Annotated in this window: 16 protein-coding genes; 13 read left to right on the top strand and 3 right to left on the bottom strand. The window is 47.2% G+C overall.

Annotation, left to right across the window (positions count from 1 at the left end; translation table 11 throughout):
- The first annotated feature begins 9 nt into the window (after positions 1 to 9).
- The 3 genes from NFR99_RS07530 to ilvC all read left to right on the top strand — a co-directional run bounded on the left by NFR99_RS07530 (position 10) and on the right by ilvC (position 2935).
- Positions 10 to 1173, top strand: coding sequence for an LCP family protein (locus NFR99_RS07530; protein ID WP_120483924.1), 1164 nt, complete (start codon positions 10 to 12; stop codon positions 1171 to 1173).
- Positions 1174 to 1324: 151 nt separating this feature from the next.
- On the top strand, positions 1325 to 1822 hold the full coding sequence (gene ilvN, locus NFR99_RS07525; protein WP_120483981.1) for an acetolactate synthase small subunit: 498 nt from the start codon (positions 1325 to 1327) through the stop codon (positions 1820 to 1822).
- A 93-nt stretch (positions 1823 to 1915) separates the two neighbouring features.
- Positions 1916 to 2935 (top strand): ketol-acid reductoisomerase, encoded by a 1020-nt coding sequence (gene ilvC, locus NFR99_RS07520; RefSeq protein ID WP_120483925.1) that lies wholly within the window; start codon positions 1916 to 1918, stop codon positions 2933 to 2935.
- Between the two features lie 199 nt (positions 2936 to 3134).
- Here ilvC and NFR99_RS07515 read toward each other — a convergent pair whose 3' ends face one another.
- Positions 3135 to 4016: a LysR family transcriptional regulator gene (locus NFR99_RS07515; protein ID WP_120483926.1), complete on the bottom strand. Its 882-nt coding sequence runs from the start codon at positions 4014 to 4016 to the stop codon at positions 3135 to 3137.
- Between the two features lie 157 nt (positions 4017 to 4173).
- On the opposite strand from NFR99_RS07515, the gene leuC reads away from it, so the two are divergent.
- The 8 genes from leuC to NFR99_RS07475 all read left to right on the top strand — a co-directional run bounded on the left by leuC (position 4174) and on the right by NFR99_RS07475 (position 13073).
- Positions 4174 to 5445, top strand: coding sequence for a 3-isopropylmalate dehydratase large subunit (gene leuC, locus NFR99_RS07510; protein ID WP_120483927.1), 1272 nt, complete (start codon positions 4174 to 4176; stop codon positions 5443 to 5445).
- A gap of 13 nt (positions 5446 to 5458) precedes the next feature.
- Positions 5459 to 5944, top strand: a complete 486-nt coding sequence (gene leuD, locus NFR99_RS07505) for a 3-isopropylmalate dehydratase small subunit (protein WP_120483928.1) — start codon at positions 5459 to 5461, stop codon at positions 5942 to 5944.
- A gap of 26 nt (positions 5945 to 5970) precedes the next feature.
- Entirely contained in the window at positions 5971 to 6297 is a 327-nt protein-coding gene (locus NFR99_RS07500; RefSeq protein ID WP_135974536.1) for a hypothetical protein, read from the top strand.
- A 21-nt stretch (positions 6298 to 6318) separates the two neighbouring features.
- A complete protein-coding gene (locus NFR99_RS07495; RefSeq protein ID WP_120483930.1) occupies positions 6319 to 7041 on the top strand; it encodes an alpha/beta fold hydrolase in 723 nt (240 codons plus the stop codon).
- Between the two features lie 204 nt (positions 7042 to 7245).
- Positions 7246 to 8316 carry a carbamoyl phosphate synthase small subunit gene (locus tag NFR99_RS07490; protein WP_251353329.1) on the top strand — a complete coding sequence of 357 codons (1071 nt, stop codon included), beginning with the start codon at positions 7246 to 7248 and terminating at the stop codon, positions 8314 to 8316.
- Positions 8317 to 8318: 2 nt separating this feature from the next.
- A complete protein-coding gene (gene carB, locus NFR99_RS07485) occupies positions 8319 to 11519 on the top strand; it encodes a carbamoyl-phosphate synthase large subunit (RefSeq protein ID WP_251353328.1) in 3201 nt (1066 codons plus the stop codon).
- Positions 11520 to 11603: 84 nt separating this feature from the next.
- Entirely contained in the window at positions 11604 to 12338 is a 735-nt protein-coding gene (locus NFR99_RS07480; RefSeq protein WP_120483933.1) for a PepSY domain-containing protein, read from the top strand.
- Between the two features lie 57 nt (positions 12339 to 12395).
- The gene (locus NFR99_RS07475; protein WP_135974530.1) at positions 12396 to 13073 is read left to right on the top strand and encodes a TIGR00266 family protein; all 678 of its coding nucleotides are present in this window, start codon (positions 12396 to 12398) and stop codon (positions 13071 to 13073) included.
- A gap of 66 nt (positions 13074 to 13139) precedes the next feature.
- Here the strand turns inward: NFR99_RS07475 and NFR99_RS07470 are convergent, their stop codons facing one another.
- Positions 13140 to 14375 (bottom strand): sensor histidine kinase, encoded by a 1236-nt coding sequence (locus NFR99_RS07470; RefSeq protein ID WP_251353327.1) that lies wholly within the window; start codon positions 14373 to 14375, stop codon positions 13140 to 13142.
- Between the two features lie 16 nt (positions 14376 to 14391).
- Positions 14392 to 15063: a response regulator transcription factor gene (locus NFR99_RS07465; RefSeq protein ID WP_251353326.1), complete on the bottom strand. Its 672-nt coding sequence runs from the start codon at positions 15061 to 15063 to the stop codon at positions 14392 to 14394.
- Between the two features lie 129 nt (positions 15064 to 15192).
- Between NFR99_RS07465 and NFR99_RS07460 the strand changes: the two genes are divergently transcribed.
- Entirely contained in the window at positions 15193 to 16422 is a 1230-nt protein-coding gene (locus NFR99_RS07460; protein WP_251353325.1) for a BaiN/RdsA family NAD(P)/FAD-dependent oxidoreductase, read from the top strand.
- Between the two features lie 21 nt (positions 16423 to 16443).
- Positions 16444 to 17109: a (d)CMP kinase gene (cmk, locus tag NFR99_RS07455; protein ID WP_251353324.1), complete on the top strand. Its 666-nt coding sequence runs from the start codon at positions 16444 to 16446 to the stop codon at positions 17107 to 17109.
- Position 17110: the final 1 nt, after the last annotated feature.

Raw genomic sequence — 17110 nt, 5'->3', positions numbered from 1 at the left:
TATGTGAAAATGGGAAAAAGACAAGTGGATAAGAAAAGTGCGGCTTATAAGAAATACAGGAGGAGGAAGATACTTTTTGTTGTAGAAGTTATCCTGCTTCTTCTGGTATGCGGAGTTGCCTATGTCTACATACAGGTTGACTCAAAACTGAACCTGATGGAAACAGAGAAGCTGGACGAGAAAAAAGTTGTCGTGAATAAGACGGCGGAGACAAACCCTACGCTGAAAGGATATATGAATATCGCACTTTTCGGCGTGGACGAAAAAAAGGAAAATACAGATACGATTATTATTGCCAGTATCAACAATGATACCAAGGTGGTGAACCTGGTGTCCATTTATAGGGATACGCTGCTGAATATCGGGGAGGACAGATACGGAAAAGCAAATTCTTCTTATCCGAACGGCGGTATGGAGTGGGCTCTGAGTATGCTGAATACGAACTTGGATATGGATATTTCGAAGTATGTAATGGTGGATTTCAGCGCGCTTACGGATATCATTGACGAGCTGGGCGGGATTGAACTTACTGTTACGGATGAAGAGGCAGAGCATTTGAGCAATTACTGTGTCAGCGTGTCCAAGGTAGCGGAGAAAGACTATGAGAGACTGCCAAGCGGCGGGACATATCTCATGGACGGCGTTCAGGCGACCGCGTACTGCAGAATCCGTTATGGAGGCGGAAATGACTATAAGCGTACCCTGCGTCAACGCGAGGTTATTGCGAAAATCGTGGATAAGGCGAAAAGCGCGGACATCGGAACGCTGAATAAGATGATGGATGAAGTATTCCCAAAGATTAGCACAAATATTTCTAAGAGCGAGATTCTTTCTATGGGGATGAGTATGCTGTCTTATAAGATAGGCGAGACGACAGGCTTCCCATTCTGGCACAGGACTTCGGAGGACGGAAAGTACAATGAGGTGCCTGTGACTTTGGAAAAGAATGTAGACCAGCTCCATATTTTCCTGTTTGGCGACGAAGATTATGAGCCGTCGGATGATGTAGTTGAGCGGAGCAATTATATTATTAACCAGACAGGCTTTTCAGAGGATACGACAGTCAGTGATGAGAATTACCAGAGCAGCGGGGACGAGTTGTCTGAAAAAGGGCAGGAGAGCGAGTCTGCTTCCGATACAGAGGAGAGTGAAAGCTCATCCGGCGAGCAGTAATCTGTTTACGATTGATTTAACGGTTTAATCTGTTAAAGCAGTTTTTTGTTGACAAAGAATTTAATAGTTGGTACAATGACATAACGAAAGCAGGGTGGACGGAAATATTTCAGGCATCCTGCGCAATAAGCCAGAGAAAGCAGGTTTTTCTATGAAAAGACGAGTATTATCTATGTTAGTTGACAATACATCAGGTGTTCTGAGCCGTGTATCAGGACTTTTCAGCCGCCGGGGCTATAACATCGACAGTCTGACTGTCGGGGAGACAGCCGATCCAAGATATTCCAGGATGACGGTAGTTGTCAGGGGCGACGAGCTGATTCTCGACCAGATTACCAAGCAGCTTGCGAAGCTGATTGACGTGGTAGATATCAAGACCCTGCAGGATGGGGAGAGCGTTACCCGTGAGTTAATTTTGGTAAAAGTCCGGGCGGATGCGGAGCACCGTCAGGACATTGTATCTACAGCAGGGATATTCCGTGCGAATATCGTGGATGTGGGCGTTGATTCCCTGACGATAGAGATGACGGGAAACCAGTCTAAGATTGAAGCATTTATCGGGCTTCTGATGGGATATGAAATTTTGGAACTGGCACGCACTGGAATTACAGGTTTGTCCAGAGGTGCAGACGATGTGAGATACCTGTAGGAAATACGACCGTAACTGTCCGGGATTCCGACATGCCTGTGCCGCTGTCCTGGAAAGATACAAATATATATCAAAGATTTGGAGGAGATACAAATGGCAGCACGAATTTTTTACCAGGAAGATTGTAACCTTTCTTTATTAGAGGGGAAGACGATTGCGATTATTGGATACGGAAGCCAGGGACATGCCCATGCGCTGAATCTGAAAGAGTCCGGATGCAATGTCATCATTGGTCTTTACGAGGGCAGTAAGTCCTGGAAGAGAGCAGAAGAGCAGGGATTCAAAGTTTATACAGCAGCAGAGGCAGCAAAGCAGGCAGATATCATCATGATTTTGATTAACGATGAGAAACAGGCTGCTATGTATAAGAAAGATATTGAGCCGAACCTTGAGGCAGGAAATATGCTGATGTTTGCCCACGGTTTTGCTATCCACTTCGGACAGATCGTACCGCCGAAGGATGTAGATGTGACAATGATTGCGCCGAAGGGACCGGGTCATACCGTGAGAAGCGAGTATCAGGCAGGCAAGGGTGTTCCATGTCTCGTAGCAGTACAGCAGGATGCTACCGGAAAAGCGCTGGACAAAGCGCTGGCTTATGCTCTGGGAATTGGCGGTGCAAGAGCCGGCGTGCTGGAGACAACGTTCCGCACAGAGACAGAGACAGACCTTTTCGGTGAGCAGGCAGTGCTCTGCGGCGGTGTATGCGCGCTGATGCAGGCAGGTTTCGAAACTCTGGTAGAGGCCGGATATGATGCGAGGAATGCATATTTTGAGTGTATCCATGAGATGAAACTGATTGTAGATTTGATTTACCAGTCAGGTTTTGCAGGCATGAGATACTCTATTTCAAATACCGCCGAGTACGGGGATTACATCACAGGGCCCAAGATCATCACAGAAGATACCAAGAAAGCTATGAAGAAAATCCTTTCCGATATCCAGGACGGTACATTTGCAAAAGACTTCCTTTTAGATATGTCGCCGGCTGGCGGACAGGCTCACTTCAAAGCAATGAGGAAACTCGCTGCCGAGCATCCGGCAGAGGTTGTGGGTGAGGAAGTGCGCAAGCTGTATAGCTGGAGCGATGAGGATAAGCTGATTAATAACTAAAGATTTATGGATGGCCGCCACTGGAAAGTGGCGGCTGCTTTATTTAGCTTTCTGTATGTTACAGGTTATGGAGCGTAAATTCTTACATATGAGTTCTTTTTTAAAAGCAGTTTTTGTAACGAGTGCAAGATAAATTGGAAAGGCAGCATGAGGTTAAAATCATGTAACGTGCTTCACATTATAGGAATAAATAAGATATCTAGCGGAAAAAGTCTGTAAAGGTTTTCAAAGCCTGGCTCTGACTGGAAGAAGAAGGGAAAGCCAGGCCAATTTCCCGTGCATGGATGGGAAATCCTAAAGGAATTTCATGGAGAATGCCGCGATCCAGTTCTTCCTGGACAAACTGCCGGATGACACACGCAATGCCAAGGCCGATTTTTGCAAATTCAATAAGCAGATCCATAGTGGAGATTTCTAATAGATTCCCGGGATCTATATGGTGTTCTTTCAGATAATCATCGATATACCGGCGTGTGATATTTTCTTTATCGAGCAGCATCAGCGTAGCCGCATGGAAAATGTCGGCGGTAGAACTGGAAAGAGAGAGATTGTCCATATAACTTTTGGAAGCCACAAAAATATCTTCGATTTCCCCCAGGGAATGGAAGGTGATATTCCCCATGGAAGAGGGTCTTCCAATGAAACCAATATCAATCCGGCGCTCCTGTAAAAGCTGGAGCGTGTGGCTGGTAGACTGACATTCAATAGAAATACGGATATGGGGATAAAGCTCAATAAATTTTTTGAGATAGGGCAGAAGTACATATTTGCAGAGCGTAGTGCTCACGCCAATCCGAAGATGCCCGATGCCAAGCTCCGTCATTTGACGGAGCTGTTCTTCTCCCGCCTTTAAGGAGTCAAACGCAATTTTCACATGCTGGAACAAAAGAGCGCCTTCTTCCGTGAGCCGGACGCCCCGGGAACTGCGGGAAAACAGGGGCGTGCCCAGGGATTCCTCAAGCTTCTGTATGGATTTACTGATGGCAGGCTGGCTGATATACAGGGAAGCGGCGGCACGGGAAATATTTCCTTCTTGTGCCACAGCATAAAAAATTCGGTACTGTGCTAAATTAGACTCCATGACAAACTCCTTTCGCATTATGAGCGGCAGTTCCATAACTAAATATTATGATAAATATGCGCAATATATATTTCTATTATAGTATATTCTGTGCTACAATGTCCATAGAATTTGGATATCTGAATGTTTAGAAATTAAATATGAGGAGGAAAAGCAGATGAAAGGAATGACAATGACACAGAAGATTCTGGCGGCACATGCCGGACTTCCATATGTAGAGGCAGGTCAGCTGATTGAGGCTGATTTGGATCTGGTTCTGGGGAATGATATCACTTCTCCGGTAGCGATTCATGAAATGGATAAAATGACGAAAAAGACGGTATTTGATAAAGATAAGATTGCCCTGGTCATGGATCACTTTATCCCGAATAAAGATATTAAGTCGGCGGAGCACTGCAAATGTGTGCGGCAGTTTGCCTGCAAGCATGACATTACAAATTATTTTGACGTGGGCGATATGGGAATTGAACATGCCCTGCTTCCGGAGAAAGGTCTGACAGTGGCAGGCGATGTGATTATCGGGGCGGATTCCCATACCTGTACCTATGGCGCGCTGGGAGCATTTTCTACGGGGGTAGGCAGCACGGATATGGCAGCTGGAATGGCGACGGGAAAGGCATGGTTTAAGGTTCCGTCTGCGATTAAATTTAATTTAGTCGGAAGACCTTCGAAATGGGTGAGCGGTAAGGACGTCATTTTGCATATTATTGGAATGATTGGCGTGGACGGCGCGCTTTACAAATCTATGGAGTTTGTGGGCGAAGGCGTGAAGAGTCTCACGATGGACGATAGATTTACAATTGCGAATATGGCAATTGAAGCAGGCGGGAAAAACGGGATTTTCCCTGTGGATGAATTGGCTATCCAGTATATGGAGGAACATTCAAAGCGTCCTTATACGGTATATGAGGCGGATGAAGATGCGGTTTATGAGGAAGAATATACGATTGACCTTAGTGCGCTGAGACCCACGATAGCGTTCCCGCACCTTCCGGAAAATACAAAAACGATTGACGAAATTGCGGAGGACGTGGCAGTTGACCAGGCGGTAATCGGTTCCTGTACGAATGGGCGCATTGATGATTTGCGCTGCGCGGCGGAAATTTTAAAGGGACGCCATGTGAAGAAGGGGGTACGCTGTATCGTGATTCCGGCGACCCAGAAAATTTATCTGCAGGCTGTTGAAGAGGGGCTGGTAAAAACTTTTATTGAGGCTGGGGCAGTGGTGAGCACGCCTACCTGCGGGCCATGCCTGGGCGGTTATATGGGAATCCTGGCAGCCGGAGAACGCTGTATTTCTACAACAAACCGCAACTTTGTAGGTCGTATGGGACATGTGGACTCGGAAGTATATTTGGCAAGCCCGGCAGTGGCGGCGGCAAGCGCTGTAACAGGAAAGATTTCAGCGCCGGAAGAATTAGGATTATAGGAGGGCAGAGAAAATGAAAGCAAACGGACGAGTTTTTAAATATGGTGATAACGTAGATACGGATGTAATCATTCCGGCAAGATACTTAAATTCTTCTGATCCCGCGGAGCTGGCGACACACTGCATGGAGGACATTGATAAAGAGTTTGTGAACCAGGTGCAGAAGGGGGATATCATTGTGGCAGAGAAAAATTTTGGCTGCGGTTCTTCCAGGGAACATGCGCCGATCGCCATTAAGGCGGCGGGGGTGAGCTGCGTAATTGCTGAGACTTTCGCACGGATTTTCTACCGAAACGCCATTAATATAGGACTGCCTATTATCGAATGCCCGGAAGCATCGAAAGGAATTGAAGCGGGAGATGAAGTAGAGGTGGACTTTGACAATGGAATGATTTATAATAAGACAAAAGGAACCGAATTTAAAGGCCAGGCGTTTCCGGAGTTCATGCAGAAAATCATTAAGGCTGAAGGCTTGATTCCTTATATTAACAGCAAATAAATGTCAGAATGGCAGGAGGTAACGGGATGAAAGTATTGTACAAAGACGAGTTTGAAAATCTGAGCGTAATGGAAGTGAGCAAGGCTTCTTATGTTGAAGAGGATGAAGTGCTGGCGCTGAATGGCCCAGAGGATGACATTGCAGTGAAAGCATCTAAGAAAGAAGCAGAAAAGGTGATACGTGAGCTGTATGAGACGGACAAGGCTGACGTGACTGCTTATGAGTATTGTGAAATAGATATGGAATTTGATGACGACGACGATGACGATGATTATGACGATGATGAGTTCGACGCGATGCTTGATAGGATTCTGGAAGATTCTGAGAAAAACGGGGTTTTGCGGTTTAAGTAAAAGCGCGGCGGGAGAAGGTCTATGATTGAACCGAGACAGCATGGATATTTCAAGATACACAGTGCAAATATTTATTACAGAATTTATGGTGCAGGGGAGAAGACGCTCTTTTTCCTTCATGGGAATGGGGAAGATTGGACGTGTTTCAGGAAACAGATAGAATTTTTTGCCGCAGATTACAAGATAGTTACTATGGACAGCCGCGGGCATGGGAATTCGGGGACCAGTGAAAAGTCTCTGACAATTAAGCAGATAGCAATGGATGCAGTTTCCCTGATTGGGAAGCTGCATCTGGAAGATGTTACTTTGGTGGGGTTTAGCGATGGTGCAAATATTGTGCTGGAAATGGCGCTCAATACCGATGTTTCTTATGACAGGCTGGTGCTGGCAGGGGCAAACTTGAATCCAAGAGGGGTGAAAATGCGGTATCAGCTTCCTACAATATTTGGACATGCCTTTTTTGAGGCTGGCGCGCGCATTTGGCCAAAGCTGCGGCTGAAAGCAGATATTATCGGCCTGATGATTCACGAGCCGAATATCCGGCCGGAGCGGCTGAAGAAGATTACGGCAAAAGTGCTGGTGCTGGCAGGCGAGAAGGATATGATTAAAGAGAAGCATACAAAGAGAATAGCGGCGTCCCTGCCAAACAGCACACTGGTGATTATTCCGCAGGCAAACCATTTTATTTTTGGGAAATGGGGGGATAAGGTAAACCGGGTAATGAAAATGTTTCTGGACGCATAGAAAAACAAAATTGAAAACAAACAGAAATAAAGGTTGAAATGCAAAATTTTTTGTGGTAGAATTTTACCAATTTGAGTATTTATTAAAGAATACCCGTCAAAGGGGAGGGGTAGGCACTCTGCTTCCGGCAGAGATGCCTGCCTTTTTTATGCAATTATCCGTAAAAGGCAGACTTTTTACGAAACACGAAAGGACAGGTGGCAAATGAAAGCGTTTCTAATACTAGAGGACGGTACGGTATTTTCTGGCATCAGTATTGGTTCCGGGAGAGAAATCATCAGTGAGATTGTATTTAACACATCTATGACAGGATATCTGGAAGTGCTCACAGACCCTTCCTATGCGGGACAGGCAGTCGTCATGACTTATCCTCTCATCGGCAATTATGGCATCTGTTATGAAGATATAGAATCTGAAAGACCGTGGCCGGATGGCTACATCGTAAGGGAGCTCTCCCGTATTCCCGGAAATTTCCGAAGCGAAAACACTATACAGCACTTCTTAGAAGAGCACGATATTCCGGGAATTTCCGGCATTGATACCAGGGCTCTTACAAAGATTCTCCGTGAGAAGGGCACCATGAATGGCATGATTACTACGAATGAAGATTATAAAATAGAAGAAATTTTGCCAAAGCTTGCAAAGTACAGCATAGGAAAAGTGGTGGAGCGTGTGACATGCCGGGAAAAATATGTACTGGAGGGAGACGGGGCAAGGGTAGCGCTTCTGGATTTGGGAATAAAGAGGAATATTGCCCGCTCTTTAAATCGCAGGGGATGCGAGGTGACGGTTTACCCTGCATTTACAAAGGCGGAAGAAATTATCGCTTCAAGACCGGACGGCATCATGCTTTCTAACGGACCGGGCGACCCGAAAGAATGTACGGAGATTATTGAAGAAATTAAGAAGCTATACCGGACGGATATCCCGATTTTTGCCATTTGCCTGGGGCATCAGCTGATGGCGCTGGCGAACGGCGCAGACACTTATAAGATGAAATATGGGCATCGGGGGGGAAATCATCCGGTGAAGGATTTACAGACTGGAAGAGTCTACATTTCTTCCCAGAACCATGGTTATGTGGTGGACACGGAAAGACTTGATGAGTCGGTGGCGGTTCCGGCTTTTGTGAATGTAAATGACGGAACCAACGAGGGGCTGAGGTATACAGAAAAAAATATTTTTACGGTACAGTTTCACCCGGAGGCGTGTCCGGGACCGTTAGATTCCGGGTATCTGTTTGACCGTTTTCTGAACATGATGGAGGTGAATTAATAATGCCAAAAAATCCTGCGATTAAGAAAGTACTTGTGCTTGGCTCCGGACCGATTGTGATCGGACAGGCGGCGGAATTTGACTATGCAGGCACACAGGCCTGCCGTTCCCTGAAAGAAGAGGGAATTGAGGTGGTTCTGCTGAATTCTAATCCGGCAACGATTATGACAGATAAGGACATTGCGGATAAGGTATATATTGAACCGTTGACGATGGAAGTGGTGGAGCAGCTCATTTTAAAGGAGCGTCCTGACAGCGTGCTTCCCACCCTGGGCGGACAGGCAGGGCTGAACCTGGCGATGGAACTGGAGGAGGCCGGTTTTTTAAAGGAGCAGGGGGTCCGGCTGATTGGAACGACTGCACAGACCATTAAGAAGGCAGAGGACCGTTTGGAGTTTAAGAGCACGATGGAGCAAATCGGCGAGCCTGTAGCGGCATCACTGGTTGTAGAGAGCGTAGAGGATGGCGTGGCATTTGCAGAGAAAATCGGTTATCCGGTTGTACTCCGTCCGGCTTATACGCTGGGAGGGAGTGGAGGCGGTATCGCCGGCTGCTATGAGGAGCTTGTGGAAATCCTGGAAAATGGCCTGCGTCTTTCCCGTGTGGGACAGGTGTTGGTGGAGCGGTGTATCGCCGGCTGGAAAGAAATCGAGTATGAGGTGATGCGTGACAGTATGGGGAATTGTATTACCGTCTGCAATATGGAGAATCTCGACCCGGTGGGCGTACATACCGGGGACAGTATCGTAGTGGCTCCTTCCCAGACATTGGGGGATAAAGAGTATCAGATGCTTCGGCGTTCCGCAGTGAACATTATTAGTGCGCTTGGCATTACCGGAGGATGCAACGTGCAGTATGCCTTGCATCCGAATAGCTTTGAGTACTGTGTAATTGAAGTAAATCCCCGGGTGAGCCGTTCTTCTGCGCTGGCTTCCAAGGCTACCGGCTATCCGATTGCCAAGGTAGCGGCGAAGATTGCCCTGGGGTATACACTGGATGAGATTAAAAATGCGATTACGGGAAAGACCTATGCCAGCTTCGAGCCAATGCTGGATTACTGTGTCGTGAAAATTCCAAGGCTTCCATTTGATAAATTTATCAGTGCAAAGCGCACTCTAACGACACAGATGAAAGCTACCGGAGAAGTGATGAGCATTTGCGACAATTTCGAGGGGGCTTTGATGAAAGCCATCCGTTCGCTGGAACAGCATGTGGATTCGCTGATGTCGTATGACTTTACCGCATTGGATATAGATGGTCTGAAAAAGCAGTTGAGGGTTGTGGACGACAGAAGAATCTGGGTGATTGCAGAGGCCATCCGGCGGGGAATTACCTATGAAGAAATTCATGGGATTACGAAAATTGACATCTGGTTTCTTGATAAAATCGCGATCCTCACGGAGATGGAGCGGGCGCTTCAGACACAGGAACTGACGACGGAGCTGCTGAAAGAGGCAAAGCGCATGGAGTTTCCGGACAATGTGATTGCAGGGCTGACGGGGAAAGCGGAAGAGGAAATTAAGCAGATGCGCTATGAGAATGGCATCACTGCCGTCTACAAAATGGTCGATACCTGTGCGGCGGAATTTGCGGCAGAGACACCCTATTATTATTCTGTATTCGGGGGAGAAAATGAGGCGGAGAGAACAAATGGCCGAAAAAAAGTATTGGTGCTTGGCTCCGGACCGATTCGAATCGGACAGGGAATAGAATTCGATTTCTGTTCAGTCCATTGTACCTGGGCGTTTGCCAAAGAAGGATTTGAAACTATTATCGTCAATAATAACCCGGAAACGGTGAGTACAGACTTTGATATTGCGGATAAACTGTATTTTGAGCCTTTGACGCCGGAGGATGTGGAGAGTATTGTGAGAATTGAGAAGCCGGACGGAGCAGTGGTACAGTTCGGCGGCCAGACAGCGATTAAGCTGACGGAAGCGCTGCTGAAAATGGGCGTGCCGATTCTGGGCACTTCTGCGGAGAACGTGGACGCGGCGGAGGATCGGGAACTGTTTGATGGGATTCTGGAAACATGCGGCATTCCAAGACCGGCCGGACATACCGTATTTACAGCGGAAGAGGCGAAACATGCGGCAAATGAACTGGGCTATCCGGTACTTGTCAGACCGTCTTATGTACTGGGCGGACAGGGAATGCAGATTGCGATTAGCGATGAGGATGTGGATGAGTTCATTGGTATTATCAACCGGATTGCACAGGAGCACCCAATCCTGGTGGATAAATATCTGGCAGGAAAGGAAATTGAGGTGGATGCGGTATGCGACGGCGAGGATATCCTGATTCCCGGTATTATGGAGCACATCGAGCGGGCGGGCATCCATTCCGGCGACAGTATTTCCGTCTATCCGGCGCAGAGTCTGGATGATGCGGTGAAGGCAACGATTGTGGAGTACACAAAGCGGCTGGCGAGGTCTTTGCATGTTATCGGCATGATTAATATCCAGTTTGTTGTGTGCAGGCAGGAAGTTTACGTGATTGAGGTCAATCCAAGGTCAAGCCGTACCGTACCATATATCAGTAAAGTGACAGGAATCCCGATTGTACCGCTGGCAGCGAAAGTGATTCTGGGGCATAAGCTGAAAGAGCTGGGCTATTCCACAGGGCTTGCGCCGGAGGCAGACTATATTGCGGTTAAGATGCCCGTATTTTCCTTTGAGAAAATCCGGGGTGCGGATATTAGTCTCGGACCGGAGATGAAGTCTACCGGGGAATGTCTTGGAATTGCCAAGACTTTCAATGAAGCGCTGTATAAGGCATTCTTGGGAGCAGGCATCCGTCTTCCCAAATATAAAAATATGATCATGACTGTGAAAGATGCGGATAAAGAGGAGGCAGTGGAAATCGGGCGGCGGTTTGAGGCGCTCGGCTATAAGATTTATGCGACCGGGAGCACCGCAAAGGCTTTGAATGCAGGAGGGGTTCATGCGGTCCGCATTAATAAGGTAGAGCAGGAATCTCCGAATCTGCTGGATTTGATTCTGGGACATGAGATAGATCTTGTTATTGATACACCGTCCCAGGGCGTGGATCATTCCAGAGACGGATTCCTGATTCGCAGAAACGCCATTGAGACGGGCGTAAACGTGCTTACCGCTATGGACACCGCACGGGCACTGGTGACGAGCCTGGAAAATACGGATAGTAAGAAACTTACATTGCTTGATATTGCAGCGGTTTCGTGATATACTAAATATAACCATCGGCTGAAATGAAAGGCATGGAGACAGCAGTTGTTTAGATTTCATTGAATTGAGGAGGGATGTCGTATGAGGAGATGCAGCAGGCGCAGGATGGCGGTTTTGGCGGCATGTATTATGTCAGCCGGTATTTTATGTATTCCCAGTACCGTATATGCGAAAAAAATCACTTCATTCCATCAGTTAGAAAGTCTGGCGGAAAAAGAGGTGAAGGGTGCGCATATCATTGAGGTAGACAAAGACTATGAAAAGGGAATAATTGTCTATGAGGCGCGTTTGCTAAAAGGAAAGAAGGAATATGACCTTACATACCGTGCTTCGGATGGAAAATTGGTTGCTTATGGGTGGGAAATACGGGATTGGTATGTTGAAAGAGGCAGCGGAAACCTTATAAGCCAGAGCAGGTGCAGAAGGCTGGCGAAAAAGAGGGTTCCGGGCGGCAGCATTAACAGCCTTGTGAGAAAACGCAGCGATGGTGTTGAAATATACAAGGTTAAGATGAAAAAAGGCGGCAAAAAGTATGAATTAGAATTTCATGCCAGGACAGGGAAGCTCCTGGAATATGACTGGGAATTTACCTCAAGTGCAAAAGATGAGAAAAACTATATCGGTCTGGAAAAGGCAAGGAAAGCCGCCCTGGAAAAATCAAAGGGCGGAACTGTCATAAAAGCAAAGTTTGACAGGGATGACGGCGTGCCTGTTTATGAAGTGGAAATCGTGAAAGATGAATACGAATATGACATAAAAATCCATGCAAAAACAGGAAAAATAATAGACTTTGAACTGGAATCTATTTATGATTAAAAGTTCCAGAGTAATAGTCTGTAATACTATGTTTTATAATTTATGGAGGATAAAAGCATGAGATATGAAATTAAGGGAGAAACGCTTCCGGTTGTGATCTGCTATCTGGACGCAGGGGAGAAGATGATTACAGAGGGCGGCGGCATGTCCTGGATGTCGCCGAATATGAAAATGGAAACGACAACGAACGGCGGAATCGGAAAGGCTTTCGGAAGAATGTTTTCCGGTGAAAAGATGTTCCAGAATGTCTATACGGCTCAGGGCGACGGTATGATTGCATTTGCTTCCAGTTTTCCGGGCTCTATCCGGGCGTTTCAGATTCATAAGGAAAACGAAATGATTTTCCAGAAAAGCGCATTCCTGGCCAGTGAGATGGGAGTGGAGCTTTCCGTACATTTGAATAAAAAAGTTGGCGCGGGTTTATTTGGAGGGGAAGGATTTGTCCTTCAGAAAATCAGCGGAACCGGCGTGGCATTTGCCGAATTTGACGGACATGTGATTGAATATGAATTACAGCCGGGACAGAAGATCGTGGTAGATACGGGGCATTTGGCGGCTATGACGGCAAACTGCCAGATTGATATCCAGTCCGTTCCGGGGATGAAAAATAAGCTGCTGGGCGGAGAAGGCTTGTTTAATACGGTGATTACAGGACCGGGGAAAGTATGGCTCCAGACGATGCCGATTGCGAATGTGGCAGGAGTAATCCGTCCGTTTATACCGACGGGGAATTAAGGATAAAGAATGATATAAGGGCGAGTGTATGAAATCGAGGGGGCTGTTAAGACTCCCTCGATTTCATTATGTTTTTTGTTTTATGAGAGGGAGGGTTACCGTAAAGCTTGTGGTTTCTTTTGTACTTTCTACGGAAATTTTTCCGTGGTGCGCCTGGACGATTGCCTGTGCTATGGAAAGTCCCAACCCATAGCCGCTTTTTGTGCGGGATTTATCTGAGCGGTAGAAGCGTTCGAACAGAAGGGGGAGTTTATCGGCGGGAATCTGTTTTCCCGTGTTTTTTACAGTGAGGAAAATAGTGTCTCTCTGGCAGGATAAGTTTAGTGTGACATGCTTTTCGCCTTCGGCGTACTTACAGGCGTTGTCCAGAAGGATAGTGAGAAGACGCCGGATTTGTTCCGAGTCGGCGAAAACCATTAAATCAGGCATAATATTTTCTGAAATCGTGACGCCTTGTTCGTAGGCGACAGGTTCAAAGAGTAAGAGCGTGTTCCAGGTTAAATCGCTAAGATTCTGTACACTTTTGGGGGCGGAAGCAAGATTGGCGTCTGAGCGTGCGAGGAACAGCAGCTCTTCTACCAGGTTTTTCATACTTTCGGCTTCCGACTGGGTATTTTTTATCCAGCATTCCTGGCTGGCGATGCTATCTTCCTTGTGGGATAGAAGAATCCGGAGGTTTGCAAGGATGACAGTGAGAGGTGTTTTCAGTTCGTGGGAAGCGTCTGCGACAAACTGCTGCTGTCGGTTCCAGGCATTTTCCGCGGGGCGGAGCGCCCATTTTGCGAGAAAATAGCTGATGGCAGACAATATAAGGACGCTTCCTGCCAATATCAGAAGGCAGGTGAAGAAAAGATTCCTCAGAGAAGCTATCGCGAACGTGGTATCAATGAATGCGATACGGAGTTTTTCGGCGTTTGGACGCGCCATGAATCTGAGAGAAAGGCGGCGCAGGTTTCCTTCGGACGTTCCGGTTTTCTTAGCGGCGTTGATGGCGTTTTCAATCAGGGATGCAGATGCCTGCGTGCCGCTTTCATATACGGTCTCCCAGGAGCCGTCAGGAGATATTTCTACAGCAAATACCGTCATTAGCGGAGGGAAATGTCCCGGTTCTTTCTTAGGAGGTTCCAGCTTTGGGGGAGGAGTCATCCGTTCCAGGTTTAAGGTACGGCGCAGTACATTCAGAGCTTCTGCTTTCAGGTGATGGAAGCTGGAAAGCCAGACAGATGCCAGTACGCAGAAAAGGAAGAGGGTGACGATACCCAGGTTGATAAAGATAAATTTTTTACGCAGCTTATGTATCATGAAAGAGCCTCCTGTTTTATGGTTGTGTAAGGCGGTAGCCTACTTTCCGTACCGTGGTAATTTCCGCATGAGAGCCTAAGTAAGAGAGCTTTTTCCGAAGAAATGAAATGTATGCTTCTACATTATTACCTTCAGCGGAAGGGCTGCCTTCCCATACTTTTGTAAGGAAAGTTTCTTTTGAAGAAATGTTTCCGGGGTTAGACATGAGAATTTTCAGGATTTCGAATTCCTTATGTCCCAAGTGAATGGATTTGGAGCCGCAGGAAAGTTCACGGGAAGAGAGGTTCAGTACTAAATCGAAAAAAATCAGCTCTTCCGGAAGCAGCCCGCCCTGCCTCCGCGCCAATGCACGGATTCGCGCCAGCAGTTCTTCCGGTACAAAAGGCTTTGTCATATAATCATCCGCTCCGGAATCCAGACCGGAAATCTTGTCTTTTACGTCATCCCGGGCAGTGAGCATGATAACGGGGGTGGAAATCTGTCTGTCCCGAAGTTCTTTTACCACTTCAAAACCGTTTTTCCCCGGCAGCATGATATCCAGTATAATCACATCATATAAACCGCACATTCCATAGCGCAGGCCGTCCTCTCCATTGTGTGCGGTGTCTGCAAAATATCCGGCTTCCGCCATAATCTGCCCCAGCGCCAGGGCCAGGTTCCTTTCATCTTCTACAATTAATATCTGCATGACATTCCCTCCTAAATACTCTTATGATACCATATTCCGGAAGGTAAGGTAAACAGGAATTCTTTTGTTGCGCTTCTATAGTGTATGGGGTATACTTTATGCAGAGAAAAAGCAGAGGCAGGGTATAAGATGAGTAAAGTGATGATCGTTGGCGGCGGCGCAGCCGGGATGATGGCGGCAGCGGCGGCAGCGGAACATGGACATGAGGTCCATATATATGAGAAAAATGAGAAGTTGGGAAAAAAGCTTTTTATTACGGGAAAAGGCAGATGTAACCTGACAAATGCGTGCGATATGGAGGAGTTGTTTCATGCTGTGTGTACAAATGCAAAGTTCCTGTACAGCGCATTTTATGGATTTACAAACCAGGATGCGGTTCGCTTTTTTGAGGAGAGCGGACTGAGAATCAAAGTGGAGAGAGGAAACAGGGTATTTCCCATGTCGGATCATTCCTCTGATGTGATTGGGGCGCTACAGCGCAGGATGAAACGCCTGGGCGTCCGGGTACATCTGAGTACGGAGGTTTCCGGTATACTTACCAGGGACGGACAGGCACAGGGAGTCCGTTTGGCGGATGGCAGATGTCTCGAAGGGGACGCGGTGGTGATTGCTACCGGGGGACTTTCTTATCAGAGTACAGGCTCCACTGGGGACGGGTACCGCTTTGCGGAGGCATTGGGGCATAAGGTAACAGAGCTGTCGCCTTCTCTGGTGCCGCTAAATGTGAAAGAAGATGTGGTGAGGGATTTGCAGGGGCTTTCTCTTAAAAATATACGTGTGTGCATTTATGACGGGAAGAAATGCCTGTATGAAGAGTTTGGGGAGATGATGTTTACGCATTTTGGAGTGACAGGGCCGCTTATCCTTACGGCAAGCAGCCGTATTCAGAAACAAATCAAGAAGAAAGAGCTGAGGATGGTGATTGATTTAAAGCCTGCGCTTTCAGAAGAACAGCTTGACCGCAGGCTGCTGCATGAATTTGGAGAAGCGAGAAATAAGCAGTTTAAAAATTCAATCAACAATTTATTTCCGGCAAAGCTGGTTCCGGTCATGATAGAGAAATCCGGGATACTGCCGGAAAAGAAGAGTAATGAGATTTCCAGGGAAGAGCGCCATGATTTTTTAAAGCTGATAAAGAATTTTGAGTTGACCGTCACAGGGCTGAGAGCTTATAATGAAGCTGTTATCACAAAAGGAGGTATCCATGTAAAGGAAGTAAATCCTTCTACCATGGAGTCCAGACTGGTTCCCCGTCTTTATTTTGCAGGGGAGGTACTGGATTTGGATGCGGTGACGGGCGGGTTTAACCTGCAGATTGCATGGTCGACAGGCTATGCGGCGGGAACAAGCATCCCATAAGAAAATAATCGGAGGTTTGGAATGAGTTTTAATATTGCAATTGACGGCCCGGCAGGTGCGGGAAAGAGCACGATTGCGAAGCGGGTCGCAAAAGAATTATCTTTTATATATGTGGATACAGGGGCGATGTACCGGGCGGTCGCACTGTATTTGATAAAGAATGGGATTTCGCCTGAGGACGAAGCAGGGCTTCTGCGTGCCTGCGGGCAGATTCATATAAGCATTGAATATGAGAATGGCGAGCAGCAGGTAATTTTGAATGGAGAGAATGTCACAGGGCAGCTCAGGAATGAGGAAGTGGGAAATATGGCTTCGGCTGCCGCGGCTAAGCCTTGTGTAAGAGAAACGCTGCTGACGCTGCAGAGAGACTTAGCGGTAAAGGCAGATGTGCTGATGGACGGACGGGACATTGGAACCAATATCCTGCCGGATGCCCAGCTGAAAATATATCTGACGGCAAGCGTGGAAACCAGGGCCGGACGGCGGTTCCGTGAGCTGCAGGAAAAGGGAGAGGCGTGTACGCTTGAGGCGATAGCGAAGGATATTGAAGAGCGTGACAGGAAAGATATGAGCCGTGAAACAGCGCCATTGAAAATGGCAGAGGACGCTGTGCTGGTGGATTCTTCTGAGATGGATATTGAGGAAGTGGCGGCGCGAATTATTTCTCTGTACCGGGAGAGGCGTTAGG

Source organism: Hominisplanchenecus murintestinalis (assembly GCF_943193015.1).
In the GTDB taxonomy this organism is placed as follows: domain Bacteria; phylum Bacillota; class Clostridia; order Lachnospirales; family Lachnospiraceae; genus Hominisplanchenecus_A; species Hominisplanchenecus_A murintestinalis.
This window is presented reverse-complemented; position numbering and strand designations above follow the sequence as displayed.